Below are 14,612 nucleotides of genomic sequence, written 5' to 3'. Positions count from 1 at the left end.
GGATGACTGTTCAGCGCCGGTTCATGCAGTGTTCAGTCGGGGTTCAGCCCGGCGCGATTACTGTTGGCCCATACCTTGACAGCGTCCCCGAGCGCAAAAGGAGTCGATATGTTGAATCTCAACAAGTTTTTCCTGGCCTTGGCTTTTCTGGGTGGCAGTGCTGCGGTGCAGGCGGGTGATGGTCGGCTTGACGTGGCCCGTATCGAATTCAGCAAGACCAGCGAAAAGCTTGACGATACCAACAGTTGGGGACACGCGCTCGGGGAGCAGGCGCATTCCAACGTCTCGGTGGGGACGCTTTATTCACCACCGGTTTACGGCAGCCTGACGGGCACTCACAATGGTGCGCCTGTCAGCCGCGAAATCCTGCTGGGCAGCTATGATGTGACACAACACGTGCCCGTCAGCGCCCGCCTGTTGAGTACTGATGCGACGATGTCGTTTCATTCTTTGTCTTGAGGCTGCGATTGTGCCTGGGAGAGCTGCATGAAGTTGTTGGTAGTTGAGGATGAAGCGCTGCTGCGCCACCACCTGCGAACCCGTCTGACCGAAGCCGGGCATGTGGTGGAAGCGGTGGCCAACGCCGAAGAGGCGTTGTATCAGGTCGCGCAATTCAATCACGATCTGGCGGTGATCGACCTGGGCTTGCCGGGCATCGGCGGCCTTGACCTGATTCGCCAGCTGCGTGCACTAGGCAAGGCCTTTCCGATCCTGATCCTGACCGCGCGCGGCAATTGGCAGGACAAGGTCGAAGGCCTGGCGGCCGGGGCTGACGACTACGTGGTCAAGCCCTTCCAGTTCGAAGAGCTGGAGGCACGGCTGAACGCCTTGTTACGGCGTTCCAGCGGCTTCATCCAGTCAACAATAACGGCTGGTCCGCTGTTGCTGGACCTCAATCGCAAGCACGCCGCACTGGCCGAGCAGCCGTTGGCGCTGACGGCCTACGAATACCGCATTCTTGAGTACCTGATGCTCCATCATCAGCAAGTGGTGCCCAAGGAGCGCCTGATGGAGCAGCTGTATCCTGATGACGACGAGCGCGACCCGAACGTGATCGAAGTGCTGGTCGGTCGTCTGCGTCGCAAACTGGACGGCAGCGTGGCTTTCAAACCTATCGAAACCGTGCGCGGCATGGGCTATCTGTTCAATGAGCGCTGTACGTGATTCGTTCGCTTCGCCTGCGCCTGATGCTGGGCGCCGCCACGCTGGCGGTGATCTTTATGCTACTGATGCTGCCTGCGCTGCAGGGGGCGTTCAGCCTGGCGCTACGCGGAGCGATCGAGCAACGCCTGGCTTCTGATGTCACCACCATGATTTCGGCGGCTCGCGTCGAAAACGACCATCTGTTGATGCCCTCGGTGTTGCCGGGCGAACAATTCAATCTGCCCGGCAGCCGTCTGCTGGGTTACATCTACAACCGCCAGGGGCAGATGGTCTGGCGCTCGTTGTCGACCGAAGGCGAGAACATCGACTACCGCCCGCAATACGACGGGCAGGGCAGCGAGTTCACCAAGATCAAGGAAATCAATGGCGATGAGTATTTCGTCTATGACGTCGAGATCCGGCTGCTCGGCGGGCGCAATGCCGCGTTCAGTATCGTTGCCGTGCAACCGTTGCGCGGCTACCAGGAAACCATTGACGGTCTGCGCCGCAAGCTTTATCTGGGCTTTGGCGCAGCACTGGCGGTGCTGCTCGGGTTGCTGTGGATGGGCCTGACCTGGGGGCTGCGGGCCCTGCGCGGCTTGAGCCAGGAACTGGATCAGGTGGAATCCGGTGTGCGCGACAGCCTCAGCGAAGAACACCCCAGCGAACTGCTGCGCCTGACCGACTCGCTCAACCGCCTGTTGCGCAGCGAGCGTGAGCAGCGGATCCGTTACCGCGACTCTCTGGACGACCTGGCGCATAGCCTGAAAACCCCGCTGGCGGTCTTGCAAGGCGTAAGCGAGAACATCGCCAAGCGCCCCGAGGATGTCGAGCAGGCGTGGGTGCTGCAATCGCAGATCGAACGCATGAGCCAGCAGATCGGCTATCAACTGCAGCGGGCCAGCCTGCGCAAGAGCGGTCTGGTGAGGCATCACGTGATGCTGCGGCCCGTGGTCGAAAGCCTGTGCAACACGCTGGACAAGGTGTATCGCGACAAACAGGTCAAGGCCACGCTGGACCTGCCCGAGCACTGCCAGGTGCATATGGAAGAGGGCGCGTTGCTGGAAATGCTCGGCAACCTGCTGGAAAACGCCTATCGGCTGTGCCTGAGTGAAGTGCGCGTCAGCTTCACGCGCTCGACGACCGGCGATGAACTGTGCGTCGAAGACGACGGCCCCGGCGTCCCGCAGAGCCAGCGTGCGCGCATTCTCGAACGCGGCGAACGGCTGGACCGCCAGAACCCTGGCCAAGGCATCGGCCTGGCGGTGGTCAAGGACATTATCGAAAGCTACGGCGCGCAATTGACGCTGGGCGATTCCCCAATGGGGGGCGCGGCGTTCAGGATTCATTTTCTGGCGCAGTGACGATAGTGTTTTCCCGAACACCTATCGTTCCTCACGATCCAGCATGGGAATGCCGTTCGTGACGCTCTGCGTCACACCTCTGCGCGTCACCGAGCGCTCCCGTCACCGGCGAAAGAAGGCGGATACCCGCCACTGTGTGCCTGTTTTTCCCACCATACGGCGGAAAACCGCCACCTCTCCTGTCGGATCCCGGCTACCGTTACCAGTGTGCGCCTTATACTGCGGGGTTTTGATATCAAAATGACTCCATGGCGCGCGTATTGCTACCTACATGGCAGAGACCTGCCTTGCGCAGCTCGACAAAACAAATCCCTCCAGTGCAGGAGGGTTAGCGCTTTATAGGCTCGCGCGCATCAGGTGAAGATGCCGACGACGCCCTTGAGGAAAACTGCAATGACGACTCGTCAGCCCATCTACAAATCCCTCTATTTTCAGGTAATCGTTGCGATTGTCATCGGTATCCTGATCGGTCACTTCTACCCGGACACCGGCAAGGCGTTAAAACCGCTGGGTGACGGGTTCATCAAACTGATCAAGATGGTCATTGCTCCGATCATCTTCTGTACCGTCGTCAGTGGTATCGCTGGCATGCAGAGCATGAAGTCGGTCGGCAAGACTGGCGGCTATGCGCTGCTGTACTTCGAAGTTGTTTCGACCATTGCGTTGCTGATCGGTCTGATCGTAGTCAACGTCGTTCAGCCGGGTGCCGGCATGAACATCGACGTCAGCACGCTCGACGCTTCGAAGATCGCCGCCTACGTCACGGCCGGTCAGGACCAGAGCATCGTCGGCTTTATCCTTAACGTCATTCCGAACACCATCGTCGGCGCGTTTGCCAACGGCGATATCCTGCAAGTGCTGATGTTCTCGGTGATCTTCGGCTTCGCGCTGCATCGCCTGGGGGCCTACGGCAAGCCGGTTCTGGACTTCATCGATCGCTTCGCCCACGTGATGTTCAACATCATCAACATGATCATGAAGCTGGCCCCGCTGGGTGCGTTCGGTGCCATGGCCTTCACCATCGGTGCCTACGGCGTGAGCTCGCTGGTGCAACTGGGTCAGTTGATGATCTGCTTCTACATCACCTGCGTGCTGTTCGTCGTGTTTGTACTGGGCGCTATCGCCCGCGCTCACGGCTTCAGTATCTTCAAGCTGATTCGCTACATCCGTGAAGAGCTGCTGATCGTACTGGGTACTTCTTCTTCGGAATCGGCCCTGCCGCGCATGCTGATCAAGATGGAGCGCCTGGGAGCCAAGAAGTCTGTGGTCGGTCTGGTTATCCCGACGGGCTACTCGTTCAACCTGGACGGTACCTCGATCTACTTGACCATGGCCGCCGTGTTCATCGCTCAGGCAACCAACACGCACATGGACATCACGCACCAGATCACCCTGTTGCTGGTGCTGCTGCTGTCGTCCAAAGGTGCTGCTGGTAGCGGCTTCATCGTACTGGCTGCGACTCTGTCGGCTGTAGGCCACCTGCCGGTTGCCGGTCTGGCGCTGATTCTGGGTATCGACCGCTTCATGTCCGAAGCCCGCGCCCTGACCAACCTGGTCGGTAACGCTGTTGCTACCGTTGTGGTTGCCAAGTGGGTCGGCGAGCTGGACACCGACAAGCTGCAGTCCGAGCTGACTTCCGGTGGCTCCGCCATTCTGGAAACCCGCCCTGAAGACGACCTCGGCGTTGCCGAAGGCCCGACTCCAGGCGCTGCGGTGAACACCACCAAGACTGTCTGATACCCTTCAGGCCATAAAAAACCCATCTTCGGATGGGTTTTTTTATGTCTGCAGTTTGCCGGAGGATTATTCCGTGCGCGTCTCGCCGCTGAACACCAGAGGCTCGCGGCAGCGACGGCACAGGTAGCGCCGCCCCTTGCGAACCATGCCGTGACGCTGCGCGGTGAACGGAAAGTCGCTGTCCGGGCACGGGCAGCGGTAGATGTAACGGATCACGCTACGCCGCTTGACCGCATAGGTGTGGCAGCGATTGGGCGGCAGTTCATAGACGCCGCGCATGATCAATTGCCATTCTTCGCCATGCGGCTGGATGCTGCCACCGAACAACTGATGGGCAATAAGGTGCGCGACCTCGTGGGGCACGGTCTGGCGCAGGAAGTCTTCGGCGTTTTCCTTGTAGAGCTGCGGGTTGAAGCGCAACAGGTTTTCATGCAGATGAGCGACACCGGCCTTCTGACCGCGCAACTGGAAACTGACCACCGGGCGTTTGAAGGTGCGCTTGAAGAAGGCTTCGGCTTGTTGGTAACAGGTTTCGACGCGTGAATTGAGTTGTTCGGGCATGCTTTAGGGTTCTCCAGTGCGCCAAGTATGCCGCAATGTGGCTAAGCTCTGAACAGGCCAGCTGCCCGGTGGTCATTTTTGATCCAGCGTGGTCGCCTGTCTGAACAGCACGGGCGCAGCATATTTAACGAATGGTCGGTTACGGGTAAAATGTCCGGCTTTTCTCAAGCTATCGTCAGCGGATATTTCCATAAATGGGCACCCTTTCAGTCAATCAGAACAAACTGCAGAAACGTCTGCGTCGGCTGGCCGGCGAAGCGGTTGCCGACTTCAACATGATCGAAGAGGGTGACAAGGTCATGGTCTGCCTGTCCGGCGGCAAGGACAGTTACACCATGCTCGACGTGCTGATGCACCTGCAGAAGGTCGCGCCGATCAAGTTCGACATCGTGGCGGTCAACATGGACCAGAAGCAGCCCGGCTTTCCCGAGCACGTGCTGCCTGCCTACCTCAAAGAGCTGGGTATCGAGTACCACATCGTCGAGAAAGACACGTATTCGGTGGTCAAGGAACTGGTCCCCGAAGGCAAGACCACCTGCTCGCTGTGTTCACGGCTGCGTCGCGGCACGCTGTACACCTTCGCTGACGAGATCGGTGCCACCAAGATGGCGCTCGGGCACCACCGCGACGACATCGTCGAGACATTCTTTCTCAACATGTTCTTCAATGGCTCGCTCAAGGCCATGCCGCCCAAGCTGCGTGCCGATGATGGCCGTAACGTGGTGATTCGTCCGTTGGCGTACTGCCGTGAAAAGGACATTCAGGCCTACTCGGACCTAAAGCAGTTTCCGATCATCCCGTGCAACCTGTGCGGTTCGCAGGAAAACCTGCAACGTCAGGTGGTCAAGGAGATGCTGCAGGACTGGGAGCGCAAGACGCCTGGCCGGACGGAGAGCATTTTCCGCGCCTTGCAGAACGTGCAGCCCTCGCAGTTGGCCGACCGCAACCTGTTCGACTTCAGCAACCTGCGCATCGACGAAACCGCTGCGTCGCGGTTCGTCAATGTGGTCAATATCTGACGGCACTCAGTGGTTGACGGTGAACGCCAGCATGGCTGACAGCTGGCACATCGGCCGACCGCTTTCTGCGTGCCACTGGTTGAAGACGTCCTGCACGATCGCCTGATCGCGTTTGCTGCTCGGCACACGGTCGACGATATCCTGCGCGTTCAGGGCGGCAACCACATCCCAGGTCGGAATGAAGGTGTCCTTGCCGATCATGCGCAGAAAGCGCGGCGCTGACAGGCCGCCCATCTGGTTGCCGTGTTTGGCGATGTACTGCCACAGGCCGGTGATGTTATCGACCGGCCACTCGGCGATGAACTTGCCGAAACTGCCATGCTCCTGCTCGATGTCCAGAATCAGTTGCGCATTGCGCGGCACGCTCTTGAGCTTGCCCAGATGACGAATGATGCGCGCGTCCTGCATCAGCCGTTCCAGGTGATCGGCGCCCATCAGCACGACTTTCTCCGGGTCGAAGCGAAAAAACACTTCTTCGAACGCTGGCCACTTGGCGTCTACCAGGCTGTGTTTCAGGCCTGCGCGGAAAACCCGCAGGGCCATGGTCGACAGGTAGCGGTCGGCGCTGATGGCTTGCAGTTGCCTGGGTGTCTTGGGGGAGGGCAGATGAGCTTCCAGAGCTTTGGCGGAGCCGAATCGATTCAGGCAATACTCGTTCAGCCATTTGTAGTCGTGCATCGGTTCTCCAAAGAAATTCAACAGGCAGGACAAGGGTTCAGACCGACCCTTGCCGTGCAAGTTTACGATTTAACTGAAAGCATCCGGCGCTCTGCCGATTCAGCTGCGCGGCGCGTCCAGTTGCACCGCGGTCCTGGCCAGACGCTGGCCCAAGGCGCGGCACAGGTCGGTTTCATGACGGTCCAGCGCGCGCTTGCCATCGGCACCAGCGTGATGGCTGGGACCGTAGGGCGTGCCACCGCCGGTGGTTTCCAGCAGCGCCGATTCGCTGTAGGGCAGGCCCATGATCAGCATGCCGTGGTGCAGCAGCGGCAGCAGCATCGACATCAGCGTGGTTTCCTGACCACCGTGCAGGCTGGCGGTGGAGGTAAAGACGCCGGCGGGTTTACCGACCAAAGCGCCGGTCAGCCACAGGTTGCTGGTGCCGTCGAGGAAGTATTTCAGCGGCGCGGCCATGTTGCCGAAGCGCGTCGGGCTGCCCAGCGCCAGGCCGGAGCAGTTTTTCAGGTCATCGAGGGTCGCGTACAGCGCGCCGCTTTCCGGAATCTCGGGGGCGGTCGCTTCGCAGTCGGCGGAAACGGCAGGCACGGTGCGCAGCCGCGCCTCCATACCGCCCAGTTCGATGCCGCGGGCAACCTGCCGGGCCATTTCGCTGGTGGAGCCGTTGCGGCTGTAATAGAGGACCAGAATGTAGGGTGTGCTCACGGCAGCAGCTCCAGAATGTTCTCGGGTGGGCGGCCAATGACAGCCTTGTCGCCAGCGACCAGAATCGGCCGTTCGATGAGTTTGGGGTGAGCAGCCATGGCGGCGATCAGTTGCTCGTCGCTCAGGCTCGGGTCGGCCAGATTGAGTTGCTTGTAATCGTCCTCGCCGGTACGCAGCAGTTGCCGGGCACCGATGCCCAGCTTGCCGAGCAGGTCGCGCACACGGTTGGCGTCGGGCGGGGTTTCCAGGTACAGGACGATGTCCGGCGTCAGGCCGCGGGCCTGAAGCAGTTCCAGCGCGCCGCGGGACTTGCTGCAGCGCGGGTTGTGATACAGCGTCAGATCGGTCATTTGCACGTCGCATCTTGTGTGGGGTGGCGTATTCTAACCAGCGATGGCACTGTCCGACATATCGAATGGTCAATAGTCGTGGCTTGGGTATAAGTAATTGCAGGTTGAACGGGGCGAGGAAACAAGCAAATGGCAAGGCGATTAACAGCAGCGGTAATACTTTTCGGCAGTTTGCTGCTCAGCGGATGTGGCGTGGACCTGGGCAATGATCAGAATGGCCAGAAGGTCGCCAGCGAGCGCATCAAGGGGCACTGGCTGGTGGTCAACTACTGGGCCGAATGGTGTGGCCCTTGCCGCACCGAGGTTCCGGAGTTCAATGCATTGTCCGAGCAGCTCAAGGACCAGAAAGTCACCGTGCTGGGGGTCAACTTCGACAACCTGCAGGGCGACGAACTGAAAAACGCTGCCAATGCACTGGGCATCAAATTCACCGTGCTCGCCCAGGACCCGGCCGAGCAATACAGCCTGCCGCCCTCCGAGGCACTGCCGGTGACCTACATCATCGACGACAAGGGCAAGATGCGCGAACAACTGCTCGGCGAACAATCGGCCGCGACCGTGATCCAGAAGCTCAAGACACTGCGTGGCGAGGGCTGATCGGATCGATTTTCGACGCTTGGCGTAGCAACGAGGACGCGGAGCGTCGCACGATAGTGATCGTTCCCTGCGCTCCAGCGTGGGAATGCAGTTCTAGACGCTCTGCGTCGCAAGTTACGCTGAGCTTCGGCACGATAGTTACAATCAGCTATCTTCCAGCCAGAAACGCAACGGCTTGCCCTGCGTTGGCCACAGACGCAACTGCTCTATGGGCGAGATATCCCAGCGCTGAACACTGCTCATCGCCTTGATAAAACGTTGCTCCTGCTCCATCAATGCCGGCGCACACATCTTGCGCGTCTTGCCCACCGGACCGAAGCTGATGCTGTGATCGTTCAGCGTATAGGGCGCAAACCAATGGTTGCAGCCCGCATTGCCATACGCACGGCCATCGGCACCCAGCGTCATGGTCAAACGACTGTTATCGATCAGCGGACGCTCGCCGATCCACTCGGTTACATAGCTGTGATCCTGCTGGATCGGCAGCGGGTCAGCAGTACAACCAACCAGCAGCGCGCCGCCGATCAGGCTCAGGAGCGCAAACTGTTTCATGCCGCTTTCTCCTGACACTTCTTGCAGAAGTGCTTCTCGCCATCGGTTTTCCAGCCCAGCTCCGCGATGCGCGCGGTAGCGGCCGGTTTCTGCGCCTTGACGCCCAGCTTGCTCTCTACCATGAACTCGAAGTTCAGTTCGGCGGCGCAGCTGTCGCAATTCACTTTCCACTGATGAATTGCCAACTCGTCGAATACCGGGCCTTTGGCCACCGCAATCCACTGGCCGGGCGGGTTGATCAGGTGCCGGACTTTCTCGACGGTGAGGCGCATGTGCAGGCTTTTACTGCCTTTGATGGTCACCAACAACTGGTCGTTGTCGTGAATCGAGCCGCCGTTGCCGGTGACCTGATAGCGACCGGGCGCCAGAGTGCGGCATTCGGTCAGCGTGTGCTGAGGGTTAAGCATGCTGTAGCGAAAATCATGTTCGACCATGGGTCCTCCAAAATTGCGCGCATCCTAACATGCTCCGCCCACGCTGGAGCGTCAGGCACGAAAGGTGTCCCGCCGCACGCTCAAGCCATGACCCGCGCCTCGGCTTCCAGGCGAATGATGGCCTTGTCCAGATCGTTCAGGGCCTCTTCGGTGTGCGGAGCGTCTTGCTTGAGCAGGGTTTCGGCGCGCTGGCAGGCACTGCGCAGTTGAGGAACGCCGCAATACCGCGTTGCGCCGTGCAGACGGTGGATGCGTTCGATCAACGCGTGCACATCCTGGCTGGCACGCGCCGCACGAATGGCCTCGCGGTCGGCATCCAGGGAAGCCAGCAGCATGGCCAGCATGTCGGCGGCAAGATCCGCCTTGCCTGCCGCCAGGCGCAACCCTTCTTCATGATCCAGCACCAGCGGCCCTACGTGCACCTCAAGCGCTTCATTCTGGCGTTCCGGCGCAGGGTTGCGCAGCGCCAGCCCGGTCCACTTGAGCACCACCTGCGCCAGTTGCCGTTCGCTGATCGGCTTGGTCAGGTAGTCGTCCATACCGCTTTGCAGCAGTGAGCGCTTTTCATTGGCCATCGCATGTGCGGTGAGGGCTACGATCGGCAGCGAACTCTGGTTGCGTTCGGCTTCCCAGGCGCGGATCGCCTCGGTGGCCTGCCGGCCGTCCATGCCGGGCATCTGCACGTCCATCAACACCAGATCGAACGCTTCTTGCTGTACCGCATTGACCGCCGCGTAACCGCCCTCGACAGCGACCACTTCAGCGCCCATGTCTTCGAGCAGGGTCTGTACCAGTAGCAGGTTGGCCGGGTTGTCGTCCACGCACAGCACTCGCGGTGCGCGGCTCGACAGTGGCGGGCCGATATCGGTACGCACCGCTCGCGGCGCGATCAGCTCGGACAGGGCTTTTTGCAGTTTGCGGGTGCATGCGGGCTTGGCCTGCAGTTGCGTGTAGACATCGTGGACCGCCAGCTGGAACAGCGCGTGCTCGGTGGTCGGGCACAGCACCATGACCTTGCAGTTGAGGTTTTCCAGGTCCCAGATGTGCTGGCGCAGCCGTTCCGGAGAGATTTCCAGCGCCGTCACGCCAAGTACCGCCAGATCGATGGCTGCTGGCGTTTCGTGCGCTGCGGTCACGCCGTTGAGCAGGTTTTCCAGATTATTGAACACGATGGTCTGCAGGCCGCAGTCTTCCAGCTGATGCTCCAGCGCCTGACGCGCCAGGTCATGATGTTCAAGTACTGCGGCGCGCAGGCCTCCGAGCGGAATATTGAGTGATTCTTCCTTGTCTTCACGGGCCTTGGGCAGTTTCAGGCTGATCCAGAATTCCGAACCTTCGCCCGGCGTGCTGTCGACACCGATTTCGCCGCCCATCTGTTCGATCAGGCGTTTGGAGATCACCAGACCCAGCCCGGTACCGCCCGGTTGACGCGAAAGAGAATTGTCGGCCTGGCTGAAGGCCTGGAACAGTGCTCGGACATCCTGGCTGGACAGGCCGATTCCGGTGTCCTGCACGCTGATGCGCAGCTGCGCGTGCTCTTCGGTTTCGTCCTCGAGCATGGCGCGCGCGACGATCGTGCCTTCGCGGGTGAATTTGATCGCGTTGCTGACCAGATTGGTCAGGATCTGCCGCAGACGCAGCGGGTCACCGGACAGCGCCAGTGGCGTATCGCGGTACACCAGACTGACCAGCTCCAGCTGTTTGGCGTGCGCCGCCGGGGCGAGGATGGTCAAGGTGTCCTGCAACAGATCGCGCAGGTTGAACGGAATATTGTCGAGCACCAGCTTGCCGGCCTCGATCTTCGAGAAGTCGAGAATCTCGTTGATGATGCTCAACAGGTTGTCTGCGGACTTTTCGATAGTGCCCAGATAGTCGAACTGGCGCGGGGTCAGCTCGCTTTTTTGCAGCAAATGGGTGAAGCCCAGAATGCCATTCAGCGGCGTGCGAATTTCATGGCTCATGTTGGCCAGGAATTCGGACTTGATCCGGCTTGCTTCAAGCGCTTCCTTGCGTGCCAGATCGAGTTCGATGTTCTGGATTTCGATGGTCTCCAGATTCTGTCGCACATCCTCGGTTGCCTGATCGATGCTCAGTTGCAGTTCTTCCTGCGCGTTCTGTAGCGTCGCCGCCATGCGGTTGATGCCCGACGCCAGCTCGTCCAGCTCCCGGCTGCCCAGCGGTGGCAGGCGGGTTTCCAGATTGCCGTCCTTGAGTTGCGAAACCGCCTGCTTGATCTGGCTCATCGGCCCGTTGATGGTGCGGCTCATGCGTACCGCGAGGGTCGCGGTAAACGCCAGCCCGGTCAGGATCAGCAGCAGGCTGGCAAACAGGCTTCGGTAACCGCGCAGCAGCGTGCCGTTATGGGAGATTTCAAGCTCGACCCAGCCCAGCAGGGTATCGGCTTCGGCAGGGATGATCGGGCTGGTCAGATGGCGTTGACTGCCGAATACCGGCAGCAGGTAGCGCGTGGCGTCGGTGCCGGTGGAACTGAGCAACTGCGAGGCGCTGCCAATCGGCGACGGGCTGATCATGGTCGGCCCGGCGTGGGCCAATACCGTTCGATCGGTGTCGAGAAACGACACGGCGCGCACGTCGGCCTGCTCCAGCGTCTGGGTGGCAATGCGACTGAGCAGCACTTTATCCTTGCGCCCCAGGGCATTGGCGGCAAGCGGCGCCAGATCCTGGGCGATCATTTCGCCGCGTTGCAGCAGTTGGCTTTGCAGTTCGCTCAACTGCATCCAGGTGAAATAACCACCGAGCGTCGCCGCCATCAGGCTGGCAGGCAAAATAGTCAGTAGCAGCACACGGCCTTTTATACCCAGCTTGGTCAGCACGCTCTTCCTCCGGCAACATGTATCAGTCCGTCGATATCAGGCATCGGCTGCCTTGCTGTATCGGCACAAGGGAATGAGTTTAGCCATTTACCATCGGCATGGGCACCTTACTCTCTGTGCAGGGCGGGGCGGCAGTGGAAAAATCAGCGTTTATTCTTTTTGGGAATAAGCAGCGCACTTTGCGTGATATGGGCTTTGGCCGTTTGCCGTTATGATAGGCACCCCCCGCAGTCTGGATTGCGAAGACGCCATGACCCTGCAGTATCAAACCATTGCCGATTGCGTCGGCAACACCCCGCTGGTGCGTCTGCAACGCATGGCGGGTAACACCAGCAATACCCTCCTGTTGAAACTCGAAGGTAACAACCCCGCTGGCTCGGTAAAAGACCGCCCGGCCTTGTCGATGATCACCCGCGCCGAGTTGCGCGGCCAGATCCATCCGGGTGACACACTGATCGAAGCCACCTCCGGCAATACCGGGATCGCGCTGGCCATGGCTGCGGCGATCAAGGGCTACCGGATGATTCTGATCATGCCGGACAACTCCAGTGCCGAACGCAAGGCCGCGATGACCGCCTATGGTGCCGAGCTGATTTCTGTCAGCAAGGACCAGGGCATGGAAGGTGCTCGCGATCTGGCCGAGCGCATGCAGGCCGAAGGGCGCGGCAAAGTGCTCGATCAGTTTGCCAATGGCGACAATCCTGAAGCGCATTACACCTCCACCGGTCCGGAAATCTGGCGGCAGACGGGCGGTACCGTGACCCATTTCGTCAGTTCGATGGGCACCACTGGCACCATCATGGGCACCTCGCGCTACCTCAAGGAGCAGAATCCGGACGTGCAGATCGTCGGCCTGCAACCGATGGAGGGCGCCTCGATCCCCGGTATTCGCCGCTGGCCGTACGAATACCTGCCGAAAATCTATCAGTCGGACCGTGTCGACCGCATCATCGACATGGGCCAGACCGAAGCCGAAGAGACCATGCGTCGACTGGCCCGCGAAGAAGGCATCTTCTGTGGCGTGTCGTCCGGTGGTTCGATCGCCGGGGCGTTGCGTATTTCCCAGGAAGTCGAAAACGCCGTGATTGTGGCGATCATCTGTGACCGAGGCGACCGTTACCTGTCGACCGGCGTCTATGATTCGCCCAACTGATGGCCAAGCATGAAAGAGGTTTGCGCTTTCAGCCTGCGGGCGGCGTTAAAACCGTACAGATTCCTACTGGTAAAAAGCAGCGGCTGACCATCGAGCGGCTGTCCGACGACGGTCGCGGTATCGCCTTTCTCGAGGGCAAAACCTGGTTTGTCGCCGGCAGTCTGGCAGGCGAAGAGGTCGAGGCGCGCGTGCTCAATGCGCGCGGCAAGGTCGTCGAGGCGCGCACCGAGCGGGTCTTCACCGCCAGCGCCATGCGTCGTGCGCCGGCCTGTGAGTATTTCGGTCGCTGTGGCGGCTGCAGTGTTCAGCATGTGCCCCACGAAGAACAGCTTGCCCTGAAACAGCGCATGCTCGCCGAGCAGTTGCTGCGCGTGGCGAATGTTGTGCCGGATGAATGGGCGGCACCTTTGAGCGGTGCCGAGCTGGCCTATCGCCGACGCGCGCGGGTCGCGGTTCGCTGGGATGCCAAGGCCAAAAGGCTGGAGGTGGGGTTTCGCGCAGCCGCCAGCCAGGACATCGTCAGCATCGAACACTGTCCGGTGCTGGTACAGGCCTTGCAACCCATCATGAATGAGCTGCCTGGCATGCTGAAAAGTTTCAGCAAGCCGCAGTCGCTGGGTCATGTCGAGCTGTTCAGTGGTGTGGCGACTGCCGTGTTGTTGCGCCACACCGCGCCGCTTGCCGAGGCCGATCTGGCGCTGTTGCAAGCGTTTTGCTCCAGGCATGGCGCGCAGCTGTGGCTGCATGGTGACGGCGAGCCCCAACCGGCCAGCCCTGGCGATACGCTGGGCTACCGGCTGGAGCCGTGGAACCTGCACTTGGCCTGGCGACCGGGAGATTTCATTCAGGTCAACGCGGCGGTCAACACCGCGATGATCGAGCAGGCTATGCAATGGCTGGCGCCTGCAAAAGACGAACGTGTCATGGACCTGTTCTGTGGTCTGGGCAATTTCGCCTTGCCGCTGGCGGGTCTGGCCAGGGAAGTGGTGGCGGTTGAAGGCGTTGCGACCATGGTCGAGCGTGCAGCCGTCAACGCAATGAGTAATGATCTGCACAATGTGCAGTTTTTTCAGGCGGATCTTTCGCAGCCGCTGACACATGCCGACTGGGCGGCAGAAGGGTTTTCTGCGGTACTCTTGGACCCGCCGCGTGACGGGGCCTTTGAAGTGGTCCGTCAGATCAGAAAGACGGGGGCCCGGCGACTGCTCTATGTTTCATGTAATCCGGCAACTTTGGCTCGTGACGCGGTCGAACTGATCCGTCAGGGCTACCGGTTAAAACGTGCCGGAATCCTCGATATGTTTCCGCAGACGGCGCATGTCGAGGCGATGGCTTTATTTGAAATGAGTAAGTGAGCAGCGTTCACTGGAACGAGGTCGTTGCTGACAAGGAATCTCATTTAATCCGACTGGCCCGCGAATGCCGGTCCTTGCTTGCCCGGCAAGTGGCATTCGCTCAGAAGGCTGGCGACTGATGGCGCTATTC

The 14,612-nt window shown here is 60.3% G+C and carries 15 protein-coding genes; 8 read left to right on the top strand and 7 right to left on the bottom strand.

Going from position 1 to position 14,612, the window contains the following annotated elements:
* Nucleotides 1–108 precede the first annotated feature (108 nt).
* The 4 genes from V476_RS03800 (at nt 109) to V476_RS03785 (ending at nt 4,244) form a co-directional block, all read left to right on the top strand.
* Nucleotides 109–459 carry a hypothetical protein gene (locus V476_RS03800; protein WP_003344838.1) on the top strand — a complete coding sequence of 117 codons (351 nt, stop codon included), beginning with the start codon at nt 109–111 and terminating at the stop codon, nt 457–459.
* Nucleotides 460–486: 27 nt separating this feature from the next.
* Nucleotides 487–1,164, top strand: coding sequence for a response regulator (locus V476_RS03795; RefSeq protein WP_003393715.1), 678 nt, complete (start codon nt 487–489; stop codon nt 1,162–1,164).
* Nucleotides 1,161–2,507, top strand: coding sequence for an ATP-binding protein (locus tag V476_RS03790; protein WP_004416732.1), 1,347 nt, complete (start codon nt 1,161–1,163; stop codon nt 2,505–2,507). The genes V476_RS03795 and V476_RS03790 overlap by 4 nt, the downstream gene beginning before the upstream one ends.
* 393 nt (nt 2,508–2,900) lie before the next feature.
* Nucleotides 2,901–4,244 (top strand): dicarboxylate/amino acid:cation symporter, encoded by a 1,344-nt coding sequence (locus V476_RS03785; RefSeq protein WP_024960044.1) that lies wholly within the window; start codon nt 2,901–2,903, stop codon nt 4,242–4,244.
* A 66-nt stretch (nt 4,245–4,310) separates the two neighbouring features.
* On the opposite strand, the gene V476_RS03780 is transcribed toward V476_RS03785, so the two are convergent.
* Nucleotides 4,311–4,805: a SprT family zinc-dependent metalloprotease gene (locus V476_RS03780; RefSeq protein WP_003314586.1), complete on the bottom strand. Its 495-nt coding sequence runs from the start codon at nt 4,803–4,805 to the stop codon at nt 4,311–4,313.
* Between the two features lie 194 nt (nt 4,806–4,999).
* On the opposite strand from V476_RS03780, the gene ttcA reads away from it, so the two are divergent.
* On the top strand, nt 5,000–5,824 hold the full coding sequence (ttcA, locus tag V476_RS03775) for a tRNA 2-thiocytidine(32) synthetase TtcA (RefSeq protein WP_024960045.1): 825 nt from the start codon (nt 5,000–5,002) through the stop codon (nt 5,822–5,824).
* Between the two features lie 6 nt (nt 5,825–5,830).
* Here the strand turns inward: ttcA and V476_RS03770 are convergent, their stop codons facing one another.
* The 3 genes from V476_RS03770 to arsC form a co-directional block, all read right to left on the bottom strand.
* Nucleotides 5,831–6,502: a DNA-3-methyladenine glycosylase I gene (locus V476_RS03770; RefSeq protein ID WP_003314590.1), complete on the bottom strand. Its 672-nt coding sequence runs from the start codon at nt 6,500–6,502 to the stop codon at nt 5,831–5,833.
* Nucleotides 6,503–6,601: 99 nt separating this feature from the next.
* Nucleotides 6,602–7,207, bottom strand: coding sequence for an NAD(P)H:quinone oxidoreductase (gene wrbA, locus V476_RS03765; protein WP_003418197.1), 606 nt, complete (start codon nt 7,205–7,207; stop codon nt 6,602–6,604).
* Complete coding sequence (gene arsC, locus V476_RS03760; protein ID WP_003418195.1) at nt 7,204–7,557, bottom strand: arsenate reductase (glutaredoxin); 354 nt, start codon at nt 7,555–7,557, stop codon at nt 7,204–7,206. Before arsC ends, wrbA begins: the two co-directional genes overlap by 4 nt.
* Nucleotides 7,558–7,686: 129 nt before the next feature.
* Between arsC and V476_RS03755 the strand changes: the two genes are divergently transcribed.
* A complete protein-coding gene (locus V476_RS03755) occupies nt 7,687–8,154 on the top strand; it encodes a TlpA disulfide reductase family protein (RefSeq protein WP_011268596.1) in 468 nt (155 codons plus the stop codon).
* 144 nt (nt 8,155–8,298) lie between these two features.
* Here the strand turns inward: V476_RS03755 and V476_RS03750 are convergent, their stop codons facing one another.
* The 3 genes from V476_RS03750 to V476_RS03740 all read right to left on the bottom strand — a co-directional run bounded on the left by V476_RS03750 (nt 8,299) and on the right by V476_RS03740 (nt 11,974).
* Nucleotides 8,299–8,706, bottom strand: a complete 408-nt coding sequence (locus V476_RS03750; protein WP_003314594.1) for an META domain-containing protein — start codon at nt 8,704–8,706, stop codon at nt 8,299–8,301.
* On the bottom strand, nt 8,703–9,140 hold the full coding sequence (locus V476_RS03745) for a hypothetical protein (RefSeq protein ID WP_003314595.1): 438 nt from the start codon (nt 9,138–9,140) through the stop codon (nt 8,703–8,705). The genes V476_RS03750 and V476_RS03745 overlap by 4 nt, the downstream gene beginning before the upstream one ends.
* Before the next feature lie 80 nt (nt 9,141–9,220).
* Complete coding sequence (locus V476_RS03740; protein WP_024649972.1) at nt 9,221–11,974, bottom strand: response regulator; 2,754 nt, start codon at nt 11,972–11,974, stop codon at nt 9,221–9,223.
* Nucleotides 11,975–12,224: 250 nt separating this feature from the next.
* On the opposite strand from V476_RS03740, the gene cysM reads away from it, so the two are divergent.
* Nucleotides 12,225–13,127, top strand: a complete 903-nt coding sequence (gene cysM / locus V476_RS03735; protein WP_024960046.1) for a cysteine synthase CysM — start codon at nt 12,225–12,227, stop codon at nt 13,125–13,127.
* Nucleotides 13,127–14,482, top strand: coding sequence for a 23S rRNA (uracil(1939)-C(5))-methyltransferase RlmD (rlmD, locus tag V476_RS03730; RefSeq protein ID WP_003424955.1), 1,356 nt, complete (start codon nt 13,127–13,129; stop codon nt 14,480–14,482). The genes cysM and rlmD overlap by 1 nt, the downstream gene beginning before the upstream one ends.
* The last annotated feature ends 130 nt before the right edge of the window (nt 14,483–14,612 follow it).

Origin of the sequence: Pseudomonas syringae KCTC 12500, from assembly GCF_000507185.2 — a bacterium.
Taxonomy (GTDB): Bacteria; Pseudomonadota; Gammaproteobacteria; order Pseudomonadales; family Pseudomonadaceae; genus Aquipseudomonas; species Aquipseudomonas syringae.
The sequence above is the reverse complement of the archived record's forward strand: the minus strand, read 5'-3'. Positions and strand labels throughout refer to the sequence as shown.

Excerpts from the sequence above, each read along its gene's own strand:
- V476_RS03745 (WP_003314595.1), bottom strand. The coding sequence starts at position 9,140 with ATGGTCGAACATGATTTTCGCTACAGCATGCTTAACCCTCAGCACACG.
- cysM (WP_024960046.1), top strand. The coding sequence starts at position 12,225 with ATGACCCTGCAGTATCAAACCATTGCCGATTGCGTCGGCAACACCCCG.
- V476_RS03780 (WP_003314586.1), bottom strand. The coding sequence starts at position 4,805 with ATGCCCGAACAACTCAATTCACGCGTCGAAACCTGTTACCAACAAGCC.
- V476_RS03750 (WP_003314594.1), bottom strand. The coding sequence starts at position 8,706 with ATGAAACAGTTTGCGCTCCTGAGCCTGATCGGCGGCGCGCTGCTGGTT.
- ttcA (WP_024960045.1), top strand. The coding sequence starts at position 5,000 with ATGGGCACCCTTTCAGTCAATCAGAACAAACTGCAGAAACGTCTGCGT.
- rlmD (WP_003424955.1), top strand. The coding sequence starts at position 13,127 with ATGGCCAAGCATGAAAGAGGTTTGCGCTTTCAGCCTGCGGGCGGCGTT.
- V476_RS03755 (WP_011268596.1), top strand. The coding sequence starts at position 7,687 with ATGGCAAGGCGATTAACAGCAGCGGTAATACTTTTCGGCAGTTTGCTG.
- V476_RS03795 (WP_003393715.1), top strand. The coding sequence starts at position 487 with ATGAAGTTGTTGGTAGTTGAGGATGAAGCGCTGCTGCGCCACCACCTG.
- V476_RS03785 (WP_024960044.1), top strand. The coding sequence starts at position 2,901 with ATGACGACTCGTCAGCCCATCTACAAATCCCTCTATTTTCAGGTAATC.
- V476_RS03770 (WP_003314590.1), bottom strand. The coding sequence starts at position 6,502 with ATGCACGACTACAAATGGCTGAACGAGTATTGCCTGAATCGATTCGGC.
- V476_RS03800 (WP_003344838.1), top strand. The coding sequence starts at position 109 with ATGTTGAATCTCAACAAGTTTTTCCTGGCCTTGGCTTTTCTGGGTGGC.
- arsC (WP_003418195.1), bottom strand. The coding sequence starts at position 7,557 with ATGACCGATCTGACGCTGTATCACAACCCGCGCTGCAGCAAGTCCCGC.